Below are 20,388 nucleotides of genomic sequence, written 5' to 3'. Positions count from 1 at the left end.
GGCGGCGATGTCGGCGTCGACCGCCGCGTCCCCCGCTCGCTGCTGCGCCCAGCCTCCCTTCGTCGCAGGCCGCTCTTGCTCTGGCATCGCGTCGCGAATCTACGGCGGCGGCACGCACCTCGCGAGGATGGGGTCTACAGAACGGATACGTGAACTTCACCGGCATCCGGCGTGGTCTCCATCGGCACCGGCTGCGGATTTCACCGGTGAACTTCACCGAATTCCCGCGGGTTACCGAGATCATCAACACCCAGCGGTCCAGCTCGGCGAGGTCGCTGCTCGCGAGGACGTGCTCCCGCGCTGCCGCGGGTACGGATGCGGCCGGCCCTATGGTCGCCGCGCCGCATCGTCGAAGGTCTATGTTTCCGGAGGAAAAATGGGCGGGTTGAGCGTTCCTCCGCCCGCAAGCTCCACCTTGTCTGCCACCATCCTCTTGATGAATCGCCCTGCGTCCTCAATCGCAGCCGCCCAGTCCACCTGTTTCAGGCGCACACTGTCGTCATACTGGAATCCAAGCACGTCAACGGCCACGGACCACGTGAAGCCATCTGGATCCGGACGCACGTCACTGATCCGGAGTGTGATGGTTCGAGGCGAGCTCCCGTCCGCGGGTGTAAATGTCGTGGTGAGCTCCAGCATTGGTCCTCCTAGCACTTTCGGTCACAATCCCTGAGGCACGAGGAATACTCGTCGTTGCACTTCTTGCGACAGCTTTGAGTGCGGTCATACTTGTTGCAGTCTTCGTGGCATCGATCATGAATTCTGTCACACTTCTCCTTACATGCCTCTTTGCAGTCGGACGACCTTGAGCCTGTCCCCCACTCGCAAGAGCCGCAAGACTGCGCTTCGGAGCTCTTCCCGACTCCGTAGGCCATCTCGCAATAGTCCTTGGCTTCATCGAGTGACGCATGCTTGCCCTGGTACAGGGTCGTGCAGGTAGCTGCGCTTCCACCACAGATGCTCGAGCCGGCCTTCCATGTGACCGTACACGTCACCGTTTGCGAGGCGCACAGATCATAGGAACCATAGTTACCGTCGGTGCTTTGCGGCTTCCGCGGCACGTTGCCGAAGCCTCCTGCCCCCGTCGGGTAGATGATGCCGCCGCCGGCACCGCTCGTTTCATCACCGGGAAGCCAGCACTCACCGACGTCGAAATTGCAAGCGACAAGACCAGCGATAAGACCGACAAGCAGGACCGCAAAAGCTCTGTTCATTTCGACTCTCCCCCAAATCTCCAAACAGGCCCAGCAGCGACCATCGCCACCCAGCTACCATGAAGCACACGACTATCTCCACCAGCCCAATCCAGGTTAGCGCTCACGGACACGCCCAGGGGCTCGGAGAAGTACCAGTCGGCCTGGGCGTGACCGCCCGGAGCAACCCCCACCACTCGGTTGCAGCTCATGGGGCCGCACACCGGCATCGCGTAGATCGACACGGATGGCCCGAGGCTCGCCTTGCCCGTCTTCCAGGCGTACACGAGGGAGATTGCTGTTCGATCGTAGATCCCGACGCGAGAGCCAGGAACGACGCTGAACATGTTGTGGAGCTCGATCTGGAAATCCTTCTCTCGGCGCCAGAGCAATCCGCCGAAGGGGCTCAGCGCGAGCCTCGGGCCAGTCCCGATCTGGAACCCGCCCACGCTCACGCCACCGCTGAGCTCGAACGCCCTTGCCGGCGCCGGAACGACGACGAGCGCGCAGGCACAGACGCACAGCACGAGCGCCTTCGCCTGCCTCTTCGGCCCGTGGCCCATGCTTCACCCCCCATGGGCACCGTCCTCCTGCTGGAAGCCGGCGTCAACCGGTAATCCAGGACCCAATTATGTCCACACTGTCACCACGCCTACGGCGAGCCGTGCGCTGGCCCGGAGGGGCTCCAACCAGTGCTTACGAGCATCGTCCTGGGTTCGTTTGTCTCCGTGTGACCTCCGTGTGCCCCGACGTCAGGGCACGAGACTTCACGAGAGGGCACGAGAGGGTACGGGAGGAATCGAACCCGCGATGGCGTCTGAGCAGCGCCTTCAAGATGGAGGGGCGTTCGCTCGATTCCGATCAGGTTTGCCGAGGAACAAAAGACGAAGCCCCCTCAGAAAACTTGCCATAAGTCGTCCGAGAGGGCCCGCTCCGGGTGTGGAAGACCGGAGAGGATGCATGCTGGCTCGCCTTTGTCCTCGGGGACAAATTTTTCTCATGCCTCCAGGAGATCGACCAGGAGATCGCGCGGCAGGTGGCGCGGGCGGGGTGCCCGCGGTGCGGCGGCCCGCTGGATCGTAGCGACTATGACCGCAAGCCCCGCGGCGATCGCTTCATCGCGGCGACCGCGGAGCCGCCGGTGCGAAGGATCAGCTACTGCTGCCGCCGGGAGGGGTGCCGGCGGCGGCGCACGCCGCCGTCGGTCGTCTTTCTGGGCCGGCGCGTCTACCTCGGCGCGGTCGTCATCGTCGCGAGCGCGAGCGCGCTTTTGCGGCGCACGACGGCGTGTCCGCCGGCGCAGGTCCCGCCGGCAGACGTGCCGCCGGCAGAGGTCGCGCCGGCGCAGGCCTCGCCGAGACGGACCCCGGCGACGCAGGTCCCGGCGCGGACGCTCGGGCGGTGGTCGAGGTGGTGGCAGACGGAGTTGCCGGTCACGGGCCTGTTCGTGGCGTTGCGCGGGCTGCTCGCCTCGCCCGTGGACGCGGCGAGACTGCCCTGCTCGCTGCTCGAGCGGCTGACCGGCAGCGCCGTCGAGCAGGTCACGGCGCTGCTCAAGCTGCTGGCGCCGCTGAGCACGGGGTCTGTCGCTGACGGCGCACGATTTCTGAGGAGCGCTGGGGCCTGATGAGGGGCACGCAGAAGATGTAAAATGAAGGGATTCGCAGGTTGGCGTAGGGTTTCCCTCGCGGCGCACGGACAGATGACCCTGCCCGCGGAGAGGACCCATGAGCCACGAAGACACGCCAGCGCGCGTGCGATGGGCACGTCTGCGCCTTTCGATCATCGGACCGCTGCTCGCCTCGCCGGCGGTGCGGGGGCGGCTCGGCGAGACCATCGCCGAGCTCTCCGGCCGCCCCTGGCATCACCCGACGACCGGCGAGACGGTCTGTTTCTCCGCCAAGACGATCGAGCGGTGGTACTACGCCGCGCGCAGCGAGCTCGACCCGTTTCGGGCGCTCGCACGCAAGGTGCCCAAGCACGCCGGCACCCATCCGAGCGTCACGCCGGCTCTCGCCGCCGCGCTCGGCAAGCAGCACGCCGAGCACGAGACCTGGAGTTACCAGCTCCACTATGACAACCTCTGTGCGAGCGCGAAGCAGGATCCATCGCTCGGGAAGCTCCCCGGTTACGCGACGATCTGCCGCTTCATGAAGGACCAGGGCCTGACGAAGAAGAAGCGGCAGACCCGTATCGCCCGGGGCGAGGGCTACGTGCCCCGCGAGGTCAGGTCCTTCGAGGTCGAGCATGTCAACGGGCTGTGGCACCTCGACTTCCACAAGGGCTCGCTCAAGGTGCTCCACCCGTCCGGCGCGTGGGTGAAGCCGGTCATGCTCGGCGTACTCGACGATGCCTCGCGGGTCTGCTGCCACGGGCAGTGGTACTACAAGGAGAACACGCAAGCCCTGGTGCATGCGCTCTCGCAGGGGATCCAGAAGCGAGGACTGCCGCGCGCCCTGCTCGACGACAACGGCTCGCAGATGGTCGCCGCCGAGACCACGGAGGGGCTCTTGCGCCTCGGCATCGTCAACTTCAACACGATGCCCCGCACGCCCGCCCAGAACGGCAAACAAGAGTCCTTCTGGGGCCCGATCGAAAAGCGCCTGCTCGCCATGCTCGAGGGCGTCGAGGGGTTGACCCTCAGCCTGCTCAACCAGGCCACCCAGGCATGGATCGAGCAGGAGTACCACCGCGCTGTCCATAGCGAGCTCAAGGAGGCGCCGCTGGAACGCTACCTTCGCGGTCCCGACGTCGGCCGGCCCAGCCCTGGCTCCGAGGAGCTGCGCCGCGCCTTTCGCATGGAGATCACGCGTACCCAGCGCAAAAGCGATGGGACCGTGACGGCGTGCGGCGTGCGCTACGAGGTCCCCTCTGCCTATCGCACCCTGAACCGGCTCCGCCTTCGCGTGGCGCGCTGGGACCTCAGCCATGTCGATCTGGTCGACCCGCGCACCGGCGCTCACCTCACCACGCTCCGGCCGCTCGACAAGGTCAAGAACGCCGATCGCGCGCGCCGCGCGCTCTCCGAGCCCGCGCCGGCGCCGCGGCGCTCCGGGATCGCGCCGCACCTCAAGGCGCTGATGGCCGAGTACGCCGCCACCGGGTTGCCGCCTGCGTACCTGGCGCTCGACGACGGCGGGCAGGACGGCGCTCCCGAGGATGGCGCCGCGCTCGACCCAGCGAACCAAGATCCTTGTCTTGAATCGACGGAGGAGGCCCTCTCATGACCTCGAAGATTCTGTCCCTCTACAGTCTCATCTTCAACCCCTTCCGACCCGACCTCCCCGTCGAGGCGCTCCACGTCACGCCACAGGTCCACACCTTCCTGCGGCGCGTCGAGAGCGGCGTCACCGACGGCGGCTTCGCGCTCGTCACCGGCGACCCCGGCACCGGCAAGAGCGTCGCGCTCAGGCTCGTGCGTGAGCACCTCGGCACCTTGCCTGACGTGACGGTCGGGACCATCGAGCACCCGCAGAGCCGCGTGCCCGACTTCTATCGTGAGCTCGGCGAGCTCTTCGGCGTGCCCCTGAGCGCCCATAACCGCTGGGGCGGCTTCAAGGCGCTGCGGACGCGCTGGAGCGAGCACATCAGCACGACGCGCAGCCGCCCCGTGCTCATCCTCGATGAGGCGCAGGAGGCGCTCACTCAGGTGCTCTGCGAGCTGCGCATCCTCGCCAGCAAGGACTTCGACGCTCGCCAGCTGCTCTGCGTCATCTTCGCCGGCGACGGCCGCCTGCCCGAGCGGCTGCGTACCCCCGAGCTCTTGCCCCTCGGCAGCCGCATCCGCCGCCGCCTCCACCTCGATTACGCCTCCCGCGACGATCTCACCGCCTGTCTCGACCATCTCCTCGAGGCCGCCGGCAACCTCGCCTTGATGACCCCGGAGCTGAAGGCCACCCTCGTCGATCACGCCGCTGGCAACTACCGCATCCTGATGAACCTCTGCGACGAGCTGCTCGCCGCCGGCGCCGACCGCGGCCTGCCACGGCTCGACGAGAAGCTCTACCTCGAGGTCTTCTCTCCGCCCCAGCGCCCGAAAGCATCGACGAAGAAGCGATGAGCCCCTCGGTCCGCCGCAGGCTCTACGCCGCGCGCGAGCTCCTGGAGCTGCGGCTGCTCTCCGCTGCGCTCGATGCCGTCTCCACCGCGCTCCGGCTCGAGCACCCGACCCTCGACACGCTCGCCGAGCCGACGGAGCCGCCTACGCTGTGCGCGGCACGCCATCTGCTCGTCCAGATCCGCTCGCTCCGCGGCGCCATCCGCTCCTACCGCTCGGCCGTCCACCGCGTCCTCGAACAACCCGACGATGACGGCATCCCCTTCTGACGCGCAAGCTACCCGCTTGACGCTCCGCGTCCCTCAAGCTCCGTGCGCAAGAGCCCCTCAATTCTCGTGGTTATGCTCAGACGTTGGCGTGCTGGCCGCGCGTGACGGGGATCGAGACCGGAGGGGGCAGGCAGCGCTCGGAGCGGCGGCGGTCGATCACCTGGCGGACGGCACCGACGTGGATCGTGTCGCGCTCGAGCACCTCGACGAGGGCCTCTTCGAGCTCTGCGGCGCCGACGGCGTCGAGCATCTGCAGAAGCCGGGCGATCGCGCTGCCGACGTTGCCGCCGCGCTCGGCGATGACGCGAAGGAAGGCCTGGCTGCTGCGGGCGGCGCGGGCAAGGCGATCGAGGCCGCGGTGCTCGCGGGCGCGGCGCTTCTCATCGACGAGGCGCTGAATGTGCTCAGGCTGCTCGATCTGCTGACCGCGATCCCACGAACGGGCGTGGGTCGCGACGATCTCGTTGCCGTCGGCGATGCGCACCTGTTCGAGGTCGGCGAAGACGACCAGCGTGCGGCGCGTCCGGTCGTGGGGGACGGAGTAGTCGTTGAGATCGAAGCGCGCATAGGGGGTCTTTCCAACCTCGACCTCGACGCGCTCGTGGGCCGGAAACGGCGTGTCGGGGTATTGCAAGAGGACGCTGCGCTCATCGTCGAAGGCCTGGCGCACGGTGCGGGCGCGGTCCTCGACCCAGGAGCGATCGAGCGCCGCGGAGCTGGTCCACTCGGCCGCTTGTCGGTTGAGATCGTCAAGGTCGGCGTAGGTCCGGGCCTCGAAGAACGCCTCGCGGACGTAGCGGATGGCGCGCTCGACGCGGCCCTTCTCGTTACCGCGGGCGACGGCGACGGGGCGCGGCTCGAAGCGGTAATGCGCCGAGAGATCCAGCAGCATGGGGTGGAACCGGATCGCGTCGCCGTGGCGCTCCACGACGGCGCTCTTGAGGTTGTCGTAGAGCAGCACGCGTGGAACACCGTCGAACTCGGCGAACGCCTCGACGTGCCCGCGCACGAAGAAGGGCATCGCCGCGCCCGGGAAGAAGCGCAGGAAGATCCGCCGCGAGTAACTGAGCACCATGACGAAGGCCCAGAGCGGTCGCCGAGCCCGGCCGATAGCCAGCTTGCCGAAGTGCGCCCAGTCGACCTGCGCTTGCTCGCCGGGCAGCGTGCGGAGCCGCTGGAATGCCTCGGCCGGCTTCTTGGGGCGGAGGCGGCAGATCACCCGGCGCAGATGATCCGGACCGCCCGGATAACCGCGCTCCTTGAGCATGACGAAGAGGCGACTCGAGCGCAGCGAGGGATACTTGCCGAGCTGCTCGACGATGAACGGCACGAACGGGTCGACCATGGACGGGCGCGGCGCGACGACCTTCGGGTCGACGCCCGCTTGCCCGAGCACGCGCTGCACGGTGGTGTGGTGCAGCCCGAGCTGGCCGGCGATGGTGCCAACGGGCCACTTTTCGCCGTGGTAGAGGCGCAGGATCTCGGCCTCCTTCTCCTTGGCGATCACCGCCACCTCCCGTCACCGCGGTGGCCCTCGTGGGACGCGGGGAGCGCGTCGGTGGAGAGCTGGCCGAGCGCGCCGCTCGCGCATGGCCCAGTGTGGAAGCCGCGCTCCGCAGAGCGAGCAGCGGCCGACATCTCGGATCCGATCGTCATCGTTGTCCTTTCGGCCGGGGGTGATCTCCGGCGCGACCTGGGACATCGACGCGGCCGCGGCTTCCGTCACCCTGTGATGCGTCACTTTCTGCGCCGAGAACTTGTCCCGCTGCCGCTCGCGGTACCGGGCCTGGCGAGCGGCATGGAGGCGGCGAGCGCGAAGCCGGGTCCGATAGGCGGCGCCGGCGCGGCGGAGCGACTCACGACGCCGGAGCGGGCGGCAGTCGAGGCAGAGGCGCTGGCCGCGATCGCAGCGACGGCAGAGGCGAAGCTGGACGCGGCAGCAGGCGCAGAGGGCGAGGCGGTAGGTGGACGAAGGCAACGAGCTCCATGCCGCCGATTTCTGGACCTGGAGCCCGGCTTGTGATGAGGGTGGGGGACTCCGACAAGGCGGAGCTCCAGAAGGCCCGAGGGTGGCAGCCCTCGGGCCTTCGACTTTTCGGCGGGCCCAACGTCTACGCTGCGGAGGCGAGCGGGGCCCAGATCGGCGCAGGTGGTGCGGGCGGTGAACGGTGAACGCTGGCGATCACGCGGCCGCGGTCTTCACCGATCGGACGCGGGACGCGATGATCACCGACAGGACGTGAGCTCACCGCCGGGGCCGGCCTGGCGTTCCCGTTCGACCATCGTGATGCTCCGCAGGCCCGGCCACTTCGGTGCCTCCGTGATCCGGCTCAGGTCCGTCGTGGTCCAGACGCGCCGCCGCTCACGCCTCCCGTGTCCCTCTTCGACCGTCTCGTGCACCGTGTGCTTTACAAGCGAAAAGAAGCCGGTGCCGGCCTCGGAGAAGATCTGAGCGACTTGCTCATAGAGCTTGGTCTGATTCGCTTTGAGAGCGAGCAGATAGGCGGCTCCCCTGTCGACAATTCCCTGGGCAATTTCCTTCTGGGTTCCCATGGCGTCGATGGTCACCGTGGCACCTCGAAGATTCAGCATGCCGAGCAGTTTCGGGATGGCCGTGATCTCGTTCGACTCGGGGTCGGTCGCCACCTGACCGAGCGTCAGGCTGTTCTGGTGAACCCAGGCGCTGACCAGGTGCAGCGGCGAGCGCTCGGCGGCACGGTCGAACGATCGGCGAGCCGTCTTGCCATCGATCGCCACCAGCTTACCGTCGGGCGAGCCGACCAGCGCCTGCATCCAGGCCACGAAGCAAGCGCTGAACGCCTCGGGGTCGAGCGCGCTCAGGACCCGAGGGAACGTATCAGCGCTCGGGATGCCTGCCGGCAGGTCCAGAAACGTCTTCAGCCAGCCATGCTTGCACTCACCGAAGTCGGCGAAGTCGTCCCAGCCCTCCGCCCCGCAGATCGTGCCGAGGATAGCGATGGCAATGATGTCCAGCAGTTTGTGGTCAGATCGCCCGACGACGCGCGGGTCGGGCAGCGACGCGAAGTGCTCGATGAACGGTGCCATGCCCCGAGATCTGCCACACGACATGTCGCTGTGTTCGGCCGCCAGCCCCGACCAGCCGGCCACGAGCGAGTTTAAGTCATTGTTTTTTATGTTAGTTTTGATGCGCCCGCCCTGGCTTCTCCGACGACTCGATGCCCTTGCGAGCGATGCGGGGCACGATGTGGCGCAGATGGCAAGCCAAGCGCAGGGCCGGGTCGTCGTAGGCCTTATCGGCGTGCAGTTTCTTGGGGCGGCGCCGCGGTCGGCCGCAAGGCCGCGCGATCGTCGGTACCGCATCCACCATAGGCGTGAACATCTTCGAGTCATGGACGTTCGCCGGCGTCATCTCGACGGCGAGCGGGATACCATTCTGATCGACCAAAATGTGATATTTCGTGCCCGGCCGGCCGCGATGTGTGGGGTTCGGGCCAGTCTCTTCACCCCCCTTTTTGCCGGAACCAGCGAGGCATCCAGCGCAGCACGCTCCCAGTTGATCTTGTCGGCCCCGCCGAGCTCATCCAGCAATGCCTTGTGGAGCTGACCCCAGACGCCAGCCTGCTGCCAGTCGCGCAACCGGCGCCAGCACGTCATGCCGCTGCAGCCGAGCTCTTGCGGGAGATATTCCCAAGGAATCCCCGTTTTCAGCACGAACAAGATCCCCGTCAGGGCGATTCGATCAGGCGTGCGCGGCCGGCCGCCCTGCGGCTTCGGCTCCGCCTTCGGCAATAGAGGTTCGATTCGCTCCCAGAGTTCGTCCGGCACCAACAGCTTGCCCACGCGTGCAATCTAATGCGCGTACCGTTTGTCTCAAGCGAGCGGGCGCTCGAGCGAGGTCGGCGGGCTATTGTTAGGCGCTCTAAGAAGCTTTGAGGCCAACAACAACGCTCAGCAGATTGGCAATAAGCTGGCCCATCTGCGATGACTCTGCCGCAAGATCCACGTCCGCCTTCTTCGGCCTCCCAGAATGCACGAGCTGGCCCCGTAAATTATACCAAGACTGAAACCGCGCCGCTGCTTCTCCTCCTAGCAGCTGACGAACAAGACCGGCTGTGGCCTTGGTCACTGATTTTCGACGGAGATGTCGAAGCGCATCTAGTATCGCCACCTTGTCATCATGATCTTCCCCGCCATCAGTCTGCTGCTCTTCAACTTTTCGGCAGAAATCATCAGCCAGTCGCTGTCCCCACACGCCCAGAGGAGCCCCTCCGGACAAAACCTCTACAATCGTTGCGTACAAAATTATCTTTGAGCGGCTAGACCCCTCCCAGAATGTACGGCTATACAGCTCCAGTGCCAGTGACTCGCTGGGACTTAAACCTCGCTCTGCAAGCTCAAAACTTCTATTGAATTCCGGGACAAAATCTTCAGCTTTGCGCGAAGTCATAGCAGTGCCGCCCATCCTAATCCACGCAACCGGTGGCGACTCCTCGAATACACTCACGCCGTTCCGATCCCATTCTCTCCGAATACCGTCCCTGCGTAAGAACTCATCAACGAGCGCCTGAGCGAGAGATCCGCCACGATCCTCGACATCAAATCCCATACGAAGACCAAGGCTAGACATTAGCAGAGCATTTCGGATTCGTTCACCGAGTCCCTGCGCACTCGATCTCGAATCCAGATTACCACTGATTATGTGCAATTCCGTAGCCTTGCCTATCTCCGATGCGTCCAACGCCGACATCATGAGGCGCGGACCGTCTGGGCCGAGTTCCAGCGGCATTTCTCGTTCGTGCTCATTGATATTCATACCCCTGGTACGAAAACGAACTCGAACCCTGAACGCCATGTCTAAACTCCCTTGTCATGACTCGGAGCCCCTCGGTCGAGCGTTCCGGATGCCGGCGGCCCCCGGGCATGCGTATCCCCACGCCACGAGCGACCGCACGACGATCACGGATCGGCGATGGCTACCGGCGCCGTCTGTACTCCGGCCGCATGAACGGCGGTGCCTGCACGAACGGCCTCGGAACCCGAGGGAGCGGTTCGTAACGCGGCAACGGAGCGGGAGGAGGAACGCGTCGATGCGCGTCCTCCAGCTCGTCGAGCATCTCAACGTGCAGCTTCAAGAACTGGAACATCTTGGTTCAACTGCCTTTCTTCGGTTTGAATGCCTTTCTAGAGAGCAGACCACCGCATTGGCAGCACCAGAACCTTGACACGTGCCAGAACCTGGGTAGACTCCGGCACAGTCGCCCGTGCAGGGACTGTCGGTCGCGGTTCTCAGAGCTGCGCGACAGGAAAGACGAGAAGGGGTTCCGGGGACCAGCCGGGACCCTTTCGCCTTCCATGCTCACAGCTCAACAGCCGTGAGCTGAGTAAGATAGATCACAACACGTTCTCAACGTGGCCGCCGTTTTTTTACGGCGGAAGACCGCAGGTAACCAGGCCCACCTGCTGTCCTTACGGTTCTTCAATGTGGGCCCACGGCGCCGGAGCCGGCGAGTGGGAAGGGTTCAGGAACCGCACTGATACATGCAGCACATCTTTGGAGGAAACGCGAGGGTTGTCAAGGACTAATTGATTTTTGGCTTCATCCCCCTCCCTACTGCGGGCCCTCCCTCTGTACTTACTGTGAACATTCAAGAAGGGGTCTACCGCGAGCGACGCCACCGCTTGAGCACGGCAGCGAAACGACTCCGTCCACGGCGGAGGGGCAGCCCGAGGCTCCGGGCGATCTCGCTTACCTGCTCGCCCTCGTCGACGAGGAGGCAGCTACCTGTGCCGCACGTAGGCGCGATCGAGCACGTCGAGCACCTTCAGTGCGCCGATCGCCTGCTGGAAGCGCTCCCAGTCGCGCGGCTTGCGCTGGCGCTTCGGGGCGGCGCGGACGCCGAGGTCGAGCACGGCGCGCCACAGCGCCCGCGGGTCCCACGGCCGCACCCCGGGGAGGCCGTCGAGCACGCCGGTCTCATCGGCGATGCTGGACAGGTCCTCCTCGGCGAGGCGCAGCACCTGGGGCGCCCGGTCGGTGGGGCTCAGGCCGAGCGCCCGTGCCTCGACTGCGCGAAGGGTCTCGCCAGGGGAGCGATGCTCCGCCCTGGCGACGAGGGTGACGAGCTCCTCCAGCCGGTAGTCCCAGCGGGACGGCAGCGGCACGGACTCCGAGCCGCGGCTGAGCCAGTGCGGGCTCCCGTCGAGCCAGCCGGTCGCCCGGAGGTAGGCGTGCACGTCCTCGCGCGACACCTCGCCCTTGATGGCCGGCCCGGGCAACCAGAGGCGATGCCGTCGCTTCATGGCTCGAGCCTTCATCGGCGCCACCTCCTGAGCCGCAGGGCCAGCGCCTTGCGGGCGATGCGGAGCCGGGACGCTGCCGTGCTGGGGTTCATCCCGTGCCGCTTGGCGTACTGGACGAGCGATTCCGGGTCGTCCAAAGCGAGCAGGATCTCGCGCTGCCACGCCTTCAGGTCGACCAGCACCTCCAGCATGTCGCGGGCGAGGATCTGCGCTTCGAGGCTCGGCCCCAGGACGTCGCGGCGCAGCCCGAGCGGCTCCGGGTGGATGATGGAATGGCGCACGTACGCGCTCAGGACGTAGTGCGACGCGTTCCGCCAAGCGACGCCGCGGAGCCAGTTGCGGAGCGCCACGCGCGGTTCCAGGCTCGGGTCCGGCCGGTACATGCCGCGCTTCACCGACTGCCAGGCGCCGAGGAGCACCTGCTGCGCCACGTCGGCGCGGTCGCGTCGAGGCACGCCGCTCTTGATGAGCGTGCCCACGATGAGGCCTTGCTCGGCCATGAGCGCCTCGATGCTCGGGAAGGCCGGGGGATGTTGCGCGGCGGGCGGGCGCTTGGCCCCCCTCCGCCGCTTGCTCACCCCGCCCTCCCGCGTTCAGCCTGGCCGGCGGGCGCCTGGGAGCTGCCTGGATCGGCGGGCGACCAGGGGCGAGCGATGGACGGATCGATTCCTTGGCCCCTCGTGGGACCTCGAGATACAAGGATCATCTGTCGGACCTCGGTAGTGCGGGGTTCGGCCACGCAGCCCGGGGTGTTGGCGCACCCGCGGGCTGCACTTCATTTGGGCCTTGTAACAGGCACGATCAGAGAGGCACAACTCGCGCCAATCGGCTGCGCAGCTCTTCTACAAAGCTGTTCTGCGAAGCCGCAGAGATGATGGCGTCAGTCCTCGTCAGGAAGCATGATGGTGATGACCGGCTCGCCGTCGTCGCCGGGCCCGCAGATGGCCTTGAGCTCCACGAGGGATGGCCTGATGGACTCGGTGATCACGCGGAGCTGGAAACGGAGCTCGCTCGCCTCCATCGCTCGGAGGGCGAAGCACCGGAACATCCACAGAATGTCCCAGAGGCGCCCGTCCTCGCTGCCGGCTGCCCGGATCGCGGCCGGCGTCAGCTTCACGTAGCGCTCCCAGACGGAGCTCGTCACGGCGACGGGGATCCTCACGCCGAGCTCGCGTGCCATCTTGGAGACGTCGATGAGCACGCCGTCCTCGATGGCCTCCTTGCGGGTGTACGTGTGGATGACATCCATCGTGATCTCGTCGTCGATCGCCGCCCGATGAGCCCGATCATCAGATTTTCCGTTGTTGCCCGGCATAGACTCCTCCCTTCAAGTCGCTTCTTGGCCCCACCGGCACCACACCACGCCAAAGTCGATCACCCATCGAACACGGCGCCCGCTGTCCCTCGGCGGAACGCCCGATATCTCGTGCTGCACGACACGGATTGCCTGCCTCCCGTGCTCGTCGCGCTGCCCTCCGTCGAGCCCACGGATGAGCGCCGTCGTCTCGTCGGGGTAGCCTTGGGCTGTCACGTCGAGCGCCGTCCAGACGTGCTCGGGGCCGCCGTACTCCGGGCCGCCTCCCACGATCACCACATCGCCTTCATGCAGGGCCGGTAACCGCTCGCGGACCTCCACGAGCGCGTGCGATGCCGCAGCGATCTCGACGAGATCCGCCACCGCTCGCCCGGTGCGGTAGGGCGCGCGCAGGATCGGGTGATGTACACCGAGGCGCCTCCACATCCCTCGAACGACGAGAGCGCAACCGGACATGGCGCCCATTTCCAGCGCCCGCTGGCGTTCCTCCCCCGCGGCGATCAGGTCCAGATAGCCGTCCTGGTTGCTCGTCACGCCGAGGCCGTCGAGACTTCGAGCAAACTCGATGCAACGGCGGCGCGCGGGAATCTCCTGGGAGCGACCTGCTGCGATACGCGCGCTCGTGAGTGCTTGACCGAATGCTGTTCGCATTGAAAACCTCCGACGCCGCTATCCCCGGGCCCGCGCTTTCCGCGGGACACCGGGGTTCAGCCAGCGACGGAGGCCGTCAGAGGCCGATCGCCTCGCGGATCTCGTCGGTCATCCAGGGCGCTCCGCGCAGGTACGCCACCGTCGCGCTCGACTTGTCGAAGCAGGCCTCGGGGAGCGCGCCCCTGCCTGCCTGCCCGCGGGCGACCTTCAGGACGATCGAGTGGAGCTTCGCGTCGTGACCGAGGGCGAACCGCCGCTTCGGGCCGAGCTCGGCGCCGCAACCGCAGAGGCAGAAGCCCGTCGCCGTGGTGACCGTCTTCTTGGCCCGCGGAGCCTTGGGCGCCTTCGCCGCCTTGGCCTTCTTGCCTGCGGCAGGCTTGCCTGCGGCTGGCTGCCCGGCCTGGGCCTCGCTGCCCTCCGTCTGCCCCTCTGAGGCCTTCTCGTGGCTCTCGGCAGCCGTCTCCGGGGCCTTCTCGCTCGCCGGGGCCTCGCTGCCCTCGGCGGGCTCCTCGGGCGCCTTCTCGACGTCGTTCGCGGCCTCGGCGGCCGGCGCTCAACTTCGTCGGCGCGGTCTGCACCGACAACCCCGCCGAGAACCGGACCGACGTGTTCATCCCGGGGATCTGGCAGGTCAGCCCCATCGTGACGAGCACCTACACGCCCCGGCCGGGCGAGCTCGTCAAGGTCAACCTGAACGACCCGGTGACCATCACGCTCCCGTCGGCCCTGGGGAACGTCGGTGCGGCGATCCTGATCAAGGAGGTCGTCGGAGGGAGCAGGACGCTCACGCTCGCCGCGGGGCCAGGGCAGAGCGTCGAGGGCGCTCCCACGTTCAGCTACAGCGGCCCGTGGGCGTGCCTCCGGCTGATGAGCGACGGCGCCGGCTGGCTCGTCGTCGGCTCCTACGAGGGGCCGCCCCCCTCATGAGCGCCGAGCTTCCCCGCGGGGCCTCTCCTTGCGGGGCCTCCGCTGGGGAGCGAGGCGGAGTTGGTCTATTCGGGTTCGTCATCAGCGATGCGGCAGGCGGCCCCTGTCGATGCCGGCGTGCGCGGGCGGGGAAAGAACGGCGGATCGAGCGTTCCTCCGCCCGCTGCCTCTACCTTGTCAGCGACACGGAGCGCGGCAAACCTTGCCGCATCCTCGATGGCTTCGGCCCAGTCTCGCCCACGAAGGCGAGTGGCTTCCGCTTTCGCGAAACCGAGGATCTCCACGGCGGCAGACCATGGGTTCGCGGTTCCCCCATGCGTCTCGGAAACATCGCCAATCCGAATCGTGATGACCCGTTGGCTGCCGTCTGCCTGAGTGAGCATTGTCGATAATTCGAGCATGGCTACCTGTCGCACTCCCTCAAGCACTCAACATAGTCCTTAAGGCAGTCGTCACGGCATTTTTTATCTTTGCATTTGTCCATACACTTATCGTAGGCCCTATCACAAATCCTCTTACATTTCTCATCGGATGCCCCCGTGCCCCACTCGCAAGAGCCGCAAGACTGCGCTTCGGAGCTCTTCCCGACTCCGTAGGCCATCTCGCAATAGTCCTTGGCTTCGTCGAGTGACGCATGCTTGCCCTGGTACAGGGTCGTGCAGGTAGCTGCGCTTCCACCACAGATGCTCGAGCCGGCCTTCCATGTGACCGTACACGTCACCGTTTGCGAGGCACACAGATCATAGGAAGCATAGTCACCGTCGGTGCTTTGCGGCTTCCGCGGCACGTTGCCGAAGCCTCCTGCCCCCGTCGGGTAGATGATGCCGCCGCCGGCACCGCTCGTTTCATCGCCAGGAAGCCAGCACTCACCGACGTCGAAATTGCAAGCAACAAGACCAGCGAAAAGACTGACGAGCAGGACCGTAAAAGCTCTGTTCATTTCGACTCTCCCCCAAATCTCCAAACAGGCCCAGCAGCGACCATCGCCACCCAGCTACCATGAAGCACGCGACTATCTCCGCCAGCCCAATCCAGGTTGGCGCTCACGGATACGCCCAGGGGCTCGGAGAAGTACCAGTCGGTCTGTGCGTGACCGCCCGGAGCAACCCCCACCACTCGGTTGCAGCTCATGGGGCTGCACACCGGCATCGCGTAGATCGACACGGATGGCCCGAGGCTCGCCTTGCCCGTCTTCCAGGCGTACACGAGGGAGATTGCTGTTCGATCGTAGATCCCGACGCGAGAGCCAGGAACGACGCTGAACATGTTGTGGAGTTCGATCTGGAAATCCTTCTCTCGGCGCCAGAGCAATCCGCCGAAGGGGCTCAGCGCGAGCCTCGGGCCGGTCCCGATCTGGAACCCGCCCACGCTCACGCCACCGCTGAGCTCGAGCGCCCTTGCCGGCGCCGGAACGACGACGAGTGCACAGGCACAGACGCACAGCACGAGCGCCCTCGCCTGCTTCTTCGGCCCGTGGGCCATGCTTCACCCCCCCATGGCCACCGTCCTCCTGCTGGAAGCCGACGTCAACCGGTAATCCAGGACCCAATTATGTCCGCGCTATCACCGCGCCTACGGCGAGCCGTGCGCTGGCCCGGAGGGGGGCTCCGACCCGTGCTTACGAGCACCGGCCTTGGTTCGTTTGTCTCCATGTGACCTCCGTGTGCCCCGACGTCAGGGCACGAGACGCCACGAGAGTTATCGAGAAAGCACGGGAGGAATCGAGCCCTCGATGGCTTCGGCGCTCACCAGAAATGACCCACCCGTGCTCGTCAGAAATGGTCCGGGCGCGGATCAGCGATCGCTGCGTGGACTGCGAGCGCGGACTTGGAGCACGCGAGGCGTAGCGCGCCGACGTAGGCATCCGACGGTGCTACGCTCGCGCCCACAATGCCCTCCGACCTCATCCCGCCCGAGTACGCCGGCTGGTGGCGGATCACCGAGACCGGCACGTGGGTCAGCGAGCACCTGGACGACCTCGGCCCGGCCGTGATCTCGTTCACGGGGCACGGCGATCGGCTCCGCATGCACTGCCTCCTCGCCTACGTCACCGCAAGGTTCACGCGGGGCGGGATCTCGTTCACGTGGGAGGGCGCGTGGGAGTACGACCCGATGTCTGGAACCGGCCGAGCACGGCTCGGAAAGGACGGGCGGCTCACGGGGACGATCAAGATCAAAAACGGCGACGAGTCCGCGTTCGCCGCCGAGCGGACCAACGAGCCCACCGAGCCGATCCCCCAGCCGCCTTCCTACCGTGACAAGTGGCGTCGGAGGTGGTGATGGGCTCGGTTCGGAAGCTCGTGCAGCGCGCAGGCGAGGGTGAGATCGAGCTCGGACGCGAGGTGGGGAGCCACGGAGGACGGCGCTAAAACGGGATCTCGTCCGGCTCGATGGAGCGCGCGGGTGTGCGTGCCGATCGGTCCCGACGCGCTCTACACATACCCGAAGCTCGCGCCGCTCAGTGCGTGTCTCTTCCTCGACATCGACGCCGGCGCTCCGGCCGGCTTCGCGCTCACCTGCCGCGACGATCGCGGCACGCAGCACGTCGAGGAGATGTTCGTGATCGCCGGCGCGCGCCGCAGCGGCGCCGGACGGGGCGCCATGCGCCAGCTCTTCGCCGAGTACCCGGGCCCATGGACGCTCACGGTGCGCCCCGAGAACCCGGAGGGCCTCGCGTTCTGGCGACGCACAACGGCCGAGTTCGAGAGGATCTCCGTCGACGAGCCCGAAGAGCGCGGCGCCGACGGGATCGTGCGCACCCGCTTCTCGTTCATGATGCCTGCGCGGCTCTCGCGCTGAATCGTCCGGCGTTTCGAAGAGGCCAGTCGGCGCCCTGTGACCTACGTGTGCCCCGACGTCAGGGCACGCAGCTCCCCGAGAGCCCTCCCTTCCCAACCTGCGGAAGAGGGGCTCTCGGGGAGGGGAGCTTCGAATGACCGACGCCCGGGAATCACGCCGAATGGAGGGCAAGGCCAGAGTGGCTCTCATGCCCCCCAAGGGCATCATTACTGCAGCACTGTCTCCATATCCCAGTCAATCCACATGTCTTTCCATTCGCTGACCGGCTGCTGAACGCCGTTGTCCAGGATTCCCATCACGTCCGTGTTTGCGCTGGTGTCGCCCTCGAAAGCTCGCTTGAACATTTCGCCTGCAAGAGCGGTTTGAGAGCCCGATGCGCCGCAGTGATTTGCGCTGTACATCTGGAAACCCATGCGCTCCGGAACACCGAGCGCCTTCCATACCGGTTTTGCTGCCCATGCGGAGAGCGCTTCACAGGTCCCACCCAGATGACACCATGAGTTCCTGCCATTGCTATTCGTGAAGTGCACCAGATGCCGTGGAGCGATCGTCGCCAGGAGCAAGTGCGTATCGAAGGGGAGGTTGTACACCTTCGAGGGGTCGCTCCGGAGCCAACGGGCCGCACCGGTCACCCAGGGTCCGCAGATACCGCTGTCTTCGAGGTTGTCGATGCTCTGAGGCTTGGCATCTGAACACTGCCAAACAGAACTACCTTCACCGTGCCTGAACCACTCTGCCTGACGCAAATTGGCTACACCACCACCGCCCGATTCCACGATAACGACCAGCGGTACACGACTGAAGACACCCGCCAGGTAAGCACCTTTTCCGCATCCGGAGCACCCCGACACCATCACCTTCGTGGGGTCATGCCCGCTGCCCGGGTTCTGCTCCAACACGTCCATCACCCGGTCGATCATCCATCCGTTGGCGATGTTGGTGTTGAGCTCGGACAAGCCAAAAAGATTTCTTATCTTGCTTTCAAAGCCGCTTCCAAACGACAGCGTCTTGCTGTTTGACGGGAAGATTCCACCCGACAACTTGAGCGCGATCACATCGCCGGATCCATTGATAGTCGCCGAGAAGTTCTCTGTCTTTCCACCCACCTTGGCAGTGATCGAAACGGTACCTCCGGACACAGTTCCGGTCACCTCATCCGGCTCGGAGGGAACTGGACCGTAAAGGTACTTGGCAGCCATCGCCAGGATTTCCTTGCGGCGACACTCCCACTGTTCTTTGGTGGTGACCTTCGTTCCGTCAAAGAACGTGAACGGATCCGGGAGTTTCATGTTTACGTCGGTCAGACCACTCGGATCAGGCAAATCGGGCAGGGTACACGTGAAGTTGCCGCCGCCAGTCCCGCTGGTCCCGCTGGTCCCGCCAGTCCCGCCAGTCCCGCCAGTCCCGCCAGCCCCGCTGGTCCCGCTAGCCCCGCCGGTCCCGCTAGCCCCGCCCGTTACGGAGCCGCCCACGCCGGCTCCGCCCGTCGGAGCACCGCTGCCCGTAGTGCCGACTCCGCCGGTCGCGGAGCCTCCACCCGTGGCGACTCCCTCGCTCCCGCCCGATGTCCCGCCGCCTGTGCCCCAATCACCTCCCTCGCCACCGCCGGATACTGTGCCTGAGGAGCAACCAGCGAAGTTCAAGAGGGCGAGGATGGGAATCGCGAGAGCGGTGAATCTGCACGTGGTACGCGAACGGACAGACATGAAGGCCTCCGAGTTTCGATTGCAGTAGCGAAACGTGGCACGCGGCGCATGACACGTGACACGCGGAAAAACCGGTGTACTTATAGCATACTGTAGGGAAGTTTGCGTGTTCTTCGCGTTGGTGACGTCATTTTTGCCACGCGTACAAATTTGCGTTGTGACTATGCCGCCACTTGATCGCCCCGAGAGCCCAGCCGTCGTAACGATGCGCCCGCTTCGGTTCAGCCCACACCTTCTGACCGATGACGTAGAATGGTACCGCGTAGGCGGCCGGGTGAGACATGCTTCCAAAGCAAAGCGCGCCTTGCCGGAAACCTGTGGTCGGCGTTGCTCTCCGGATCGGGGACAACGTGCCTGACCGGCTTCTTCTCACGCCCGGCCGCGCGCGCGAATCATCGTGACAGCCTACACCCAAAGGAGGACAATTTGCCCCATGGCAGCTCCCGGCGTTTTCGAGGTCGTCGTACCAGACTCCATCTGGGTCACCGAACGTCCGATATGGTTCAGCGGTGTCCGCCTGCGATCGAGGACCACCGTCGTTCGACTCTCGGGCGATACCCTCTGGGTTCATAGCCCATGCACCCCCACCGACGATGTATGCGCGGCGCTCGGCGCGCTCGGCGAGGTGGGTTGGATCGTCGTGCCCAATCGGTTCCATTACCTACGAGCTCCGGCCACTGCCGCTCGACACCCGAACGCACTCGTCGTTGGACCGCAATCTGCCCAGTCGCGCGATCCGCACGTCAGCAGAGGAGATCAATCGGGGAGGGCGGCGGTCAGGTCCAGCTCGACCAGGTGACCGGGGAAGCCGAGCGAAGCGACCCCGAGCAGGGTGCTGGCCGCACCGAAGGCCGGGCCGAGCGCCGAGTCGTTCAGTCGCCGCCACACCGCGCCCAGCACCTGATCGTCGTCGCTGACCACGTAAATCACCGAGCGCACCACGTCGGCGGGCTGCGCCCCGGCCGCGGCCAGGACGGTCAGGGCGTTCGCTGCCACCTGGTCGGCCTGCGCGAGGTGGTCGCCCGCGCCGACCACGTTGCCGTCGAGGTCGAGCGGGCACTGGCCGGCGAGGAAGGCCAGCCGGCCAGCCTCGACGATCGTGACGTGATGATAGCCGGGAGTTGGGTGGACGCCGGGCGGGTTGATCTTGCCAACGCGCATCGAGGGGGGGAAGCGAGAGCAAAACGAT

The 20,388-nt window shown here is 66.0% G+C and carries 21 protein-coding genes and 2 pseudogenes; 9 read left to right on the top strand and 14 right to left on the bottom strand.

From position 1 onward, the window contains the following. Positions 1-357: 357 nt before the first annotated feature. Positions 358-639 carry a hypothetical protein gene (locus tag WMF31_RS08845; protein WP_436601512.1) on the bottom strand — a complete coding sequence of 94 codons (282 nt, stop codon included), beginning with the start codon at positions 637-639 and terminating at the stop codon, positions 358-360. 571 nt (positions 640-1,210) lie between these two features. After that, complete coding sequence (locus tag WMF31_RS08840) at positions 1,211-1,756, bottom strand: hypothetical protein (protein ID WP_129350277.1); 546 nt, start codon at positions 1,754-1,756, stop codon at positions 1,211-1,213. A gap of 374 nt (positions 1,757-2,130) precedes the next feature. Here WMF31_RS08840 and WMF31_RS08835 point away from each other — a divergent pair, with 374 nt between their 5' ends. The 4 genes and pseudogenes from WMF31_RS08835 to WMF31_RS08820 all read left to right on the top strand — a co-directional run bounded on the left by WMF31_RS08835 (position 2,131) and on the right by WMF31_RS08820 (position 5,519). Further along, a complete protein-coding gene (locus WMF31_RS08835) occupies positions 2,131-2,820 on the top strand; it encodes a hypothetical protein (RefSeq protein ID WP_129348455.1) in 690 nt (229 codons plus the stop codon). 100 nt (positions 2,821-2,920) lie between these two features. Then, positions 2,921-4,330 (top strand): annotated as a pseudogene (locus WMF31_RS08830) (IS481 family transposase); the annotation flags it as partial. 86 nt (positions 4,331-4,416) lie between these two features. Continuing rightward, positions 4,417-5,253: an ExeA family protein gene (locus WMF31_RS08825; protein ID WP_129348457.1), complete on the top strand. Its 837-nt coding sequence runs from the start codon at positions 4,417-4,419 to the stop codon at positions 5,251-5,253. After that, positions 5,250-5,519, top strand: coding sequence for a hypothetical protein (locus WMF31_RS08820; protein WP_129348459.1), 270 nt, complete (start codon positions 5,250-5,252; stop codon positions 5,517-5,519). Before WMF31_RS08825 ends, WMF31_RS08820 begins: the two co-directional genes overlap by 4 nt. A gap of 76 nt (positions 5,520-5,595) precedes the next feature. Here WMF31_RS08820 and istA read toward each other — a convergent pair whose 3' ends face one another. Continuing rightward, positions 5,596-7,026 (bottom strand): IS21 family transposase, encoded by a 1,431-nt coding sequence (gene istA / locus WMF31_RS08815; RefSeq protein WP_436601511.1) that lies wholly within the window; start codon positions 7,024-7,026, stop codon positions 5,596-5,598. A 225-nt stretch (positions 7,027-7,251) separates the two neighbouring features. Here istA and WMF31_RS08810 point away from each other — a divergent pair, with 225 nt between their 5' ends. Next, complete coding sequence (locus WMF31_RS08810; RefSeq protein WP_436601510.1) at positions 7,252-7,542, top strand: hypothetical protein; 291 nt, start codon at positions 7,252-7,254, stop codon at positions 7,540-7,542. A 203-nt stretch (positions 7,543-7,745) separates the two neighbouring features. Here WMF31_RS08810 and WMF31_RS08805 read toward each other — a convergent pair whose 3' ends face one another. From WMF31_RS08805 to WMF31_RS08775, 7 genes and pseudogenes are all read right to left on the bottom strand, one after another. Then, positions 7,746-8,585, bottom strand: coding sequence for an ISAs1 family transposase (locus WMF31_RS08805; RefSeq protein WP_436601509.1), 840 nt, complete (start codon positions 8,583-8,585; stop codon positions 7,746-7,748). Between the two features lie 106 nt (positions 8,586-8,691). Beyond that, a pseudogene (locus WMF31_RS08800) lies at positions 8,692-9,341 on the bottom strand (IS5 family transposase); the annotation flags it as partial. A gap of 79 nt (positions 9,342-9,420) precedes the next feature. Next, positions 9,421-10,314, bottom strand: a complete 894-nt coding sequence (locus WMF31_RS08795; protein ID WP_436601508.1) for a hypothetical protein — start codon at positions 10,312-10,314, stop codon at positions 9,421-9,423. A gap of 965 nt (positions 10,315-11,279) precedes the next feature. Then, positions 11,280-11,801: a hypothetical protein gene (locus WMF31_RS08790; protein ID WP_436601507.1), complete on the bottom strand. Its 522-nt coding sequence runs from the start codon at positions 11,799-11,801 to the stop codon at positions 11,280-11,282. 11 nt (positions 11,802-11,812) lie between these two features. After that, entirely contained in the window at positions 11,813-12,301 is a 489-nt protein-coding gene (locus WMF31_RS08785; RefSeq protein ID WP_436601506.1) for a sigma-70 family RNA polymerase sigma factor, read from the bottom strand. 380 nt (positions 12,302-12,681) lie between these two features. Continuing rightward, positions 12,682-13,116, bottom strand: coding sequence for a DUF6573 family protein (locus tag WMF31_RS08780; RefSeq protein WP_436601505.1), 435 nt, complete (start codon positions 13,114-13,116; stop codon positions 12,682-12,684). Between the two features lie 12 nt (positions 13,117-13,128). Beyond that, positions 13,129-13,767, bottom strand: coding sequence for a hypothetical protein (locus WMF31_RS08775; protein ID WP_436601504.1), 639 nt, complete (start codon positions 13,765-13,767; stop codon positions 13,129-13,131). A gap of 606 nt (positions 13,768-14,373) precedes the next feature. Here WMF31_RS08775 and WMF31_RS08770 point away from each other — a divergent pair. After that, positions 14,374-14,694, top strand: coding sequence for a hypothetical protein (locus WMF31_RS08770; protein WP_436601503.1), 321 nt, complete (start codon positions 14,374-14,376; stop codon positions 14,692-14,694). Positions 14,695-14,759: 65 nt separating this feature from the next. Here WMF31_RS08770 and WMF31_RS08765 read toward each other — a convergent pair whose 3' ends face one another. Continuing rightward, positions 14,760-15,095: a hypothetical protein gene (locus tag WMF31_RS08765; RefSeq protein WP_436601502.1), complete on the bottom strand. Its 336-nt coding sequence runs from the start codon at positions 15,093-15,095 to the stop codon at positions 14,760-14,762. Between the two features lie 535 nt (positions 15,096-15,630). Further along, the gene (locus WMF31_RS08760; protein ID WP_436601501.1) at positions 15,631-16,176 is read right to left on the bottom strand and encodes a hypothetical protein; all 546 of its coding nucleotides are present in this window, start codon (positions 16,174-16,176) and stop codon (positions 15,631-15,633) included. 408 nt (positions 16,177-16,584) lie between these two features. Between WMF31_RS08760 and WMF31_RS08755 the strand changes: the two genes are divergently transcribed. Then, positions 16,585-16,974, top strand: a complete 390-nt coding sequence (locus WMF31_RS08755; RefSeq protein ID WP_436600399.1) for a hypothetical protein — start codon at positions 16,585-16,587, stop codon at positions 16,972-16,974. A 129-nt stretch (positions 16,975-17,103) separates the two neighbouring features. Then, complete coding sequence (locus WMF31_RS08750) at positions 17,104-17,493, top strand: GNAT family N-acetyltransferase (RefSeq protein WP_436601500.1); 390 nt, start codon at positions 17,104-17,106, stop codon at positions 17,491-17,493. 206 nt (positions 17,494-17,699) lie between these two features. On the opposite strand, the gene WMF31_RS08745 is transcribed toward WMF31_RS08750, so the two are convergent. Further along, on the bottom strand, positions 17,700-18,782 hold the full coding sequence (locus tag WMF31_RS08745) for a glucuronyl esterase domain-containing protein (RefSeq protein ID WP_436601499.1): 1,083 nt from the start codon (positions 18,780-18,782) through the stop codon (positions 17,700-17,702). An 850-nt stretch (positions 18,783-19,632) separates the two neighbouring features. Here WMF31_RS08745 and WMF31_RS08740 point away from each other — a divergent pair. Next, a complete protein-coding gene (locus WMF31_RS08740) occupies positions 19,633-19,998 on the top strand; it encodes a DUF4336 domain-containing protein (protein ID WP_436601498.1) in 366 nt (121 codons plus the stop codon). On the opposite strand, the gene WMF31_RS08735 is transcribed toward WMF31_RS08740, so the two are convergent. Then, the gene (locus WMF31_RS08735) at positions 19,956-20,360 is read right to left on the bottom strand and encodes a RidA family protein (protein WP_436601497.1); all 405 of its coding nucleotides are present in this window, start codon (positions 20,358-20,360) and stop codon (positions 19,956-19,958) included. The two genes, WMF31_RS08740 and WMF31_RS08735, sit on opposite strands and share 43 nt — an antisense overlap. Positions 20,361-20,388: the final 28 nt, after the last annotated feature.

This window comes from Sorangium sp. So ce1036 (genome assembly GCF_051369805.1).
GTDB lineage: Bacteria > Myxococcota_A > Polyangia > Polyangiales > Polyangiaceae > Sorangium > Sorangium cellulosum_F.
This window is presented reverse-complemented; position numbering and strand designations above follow the sequence as displayed.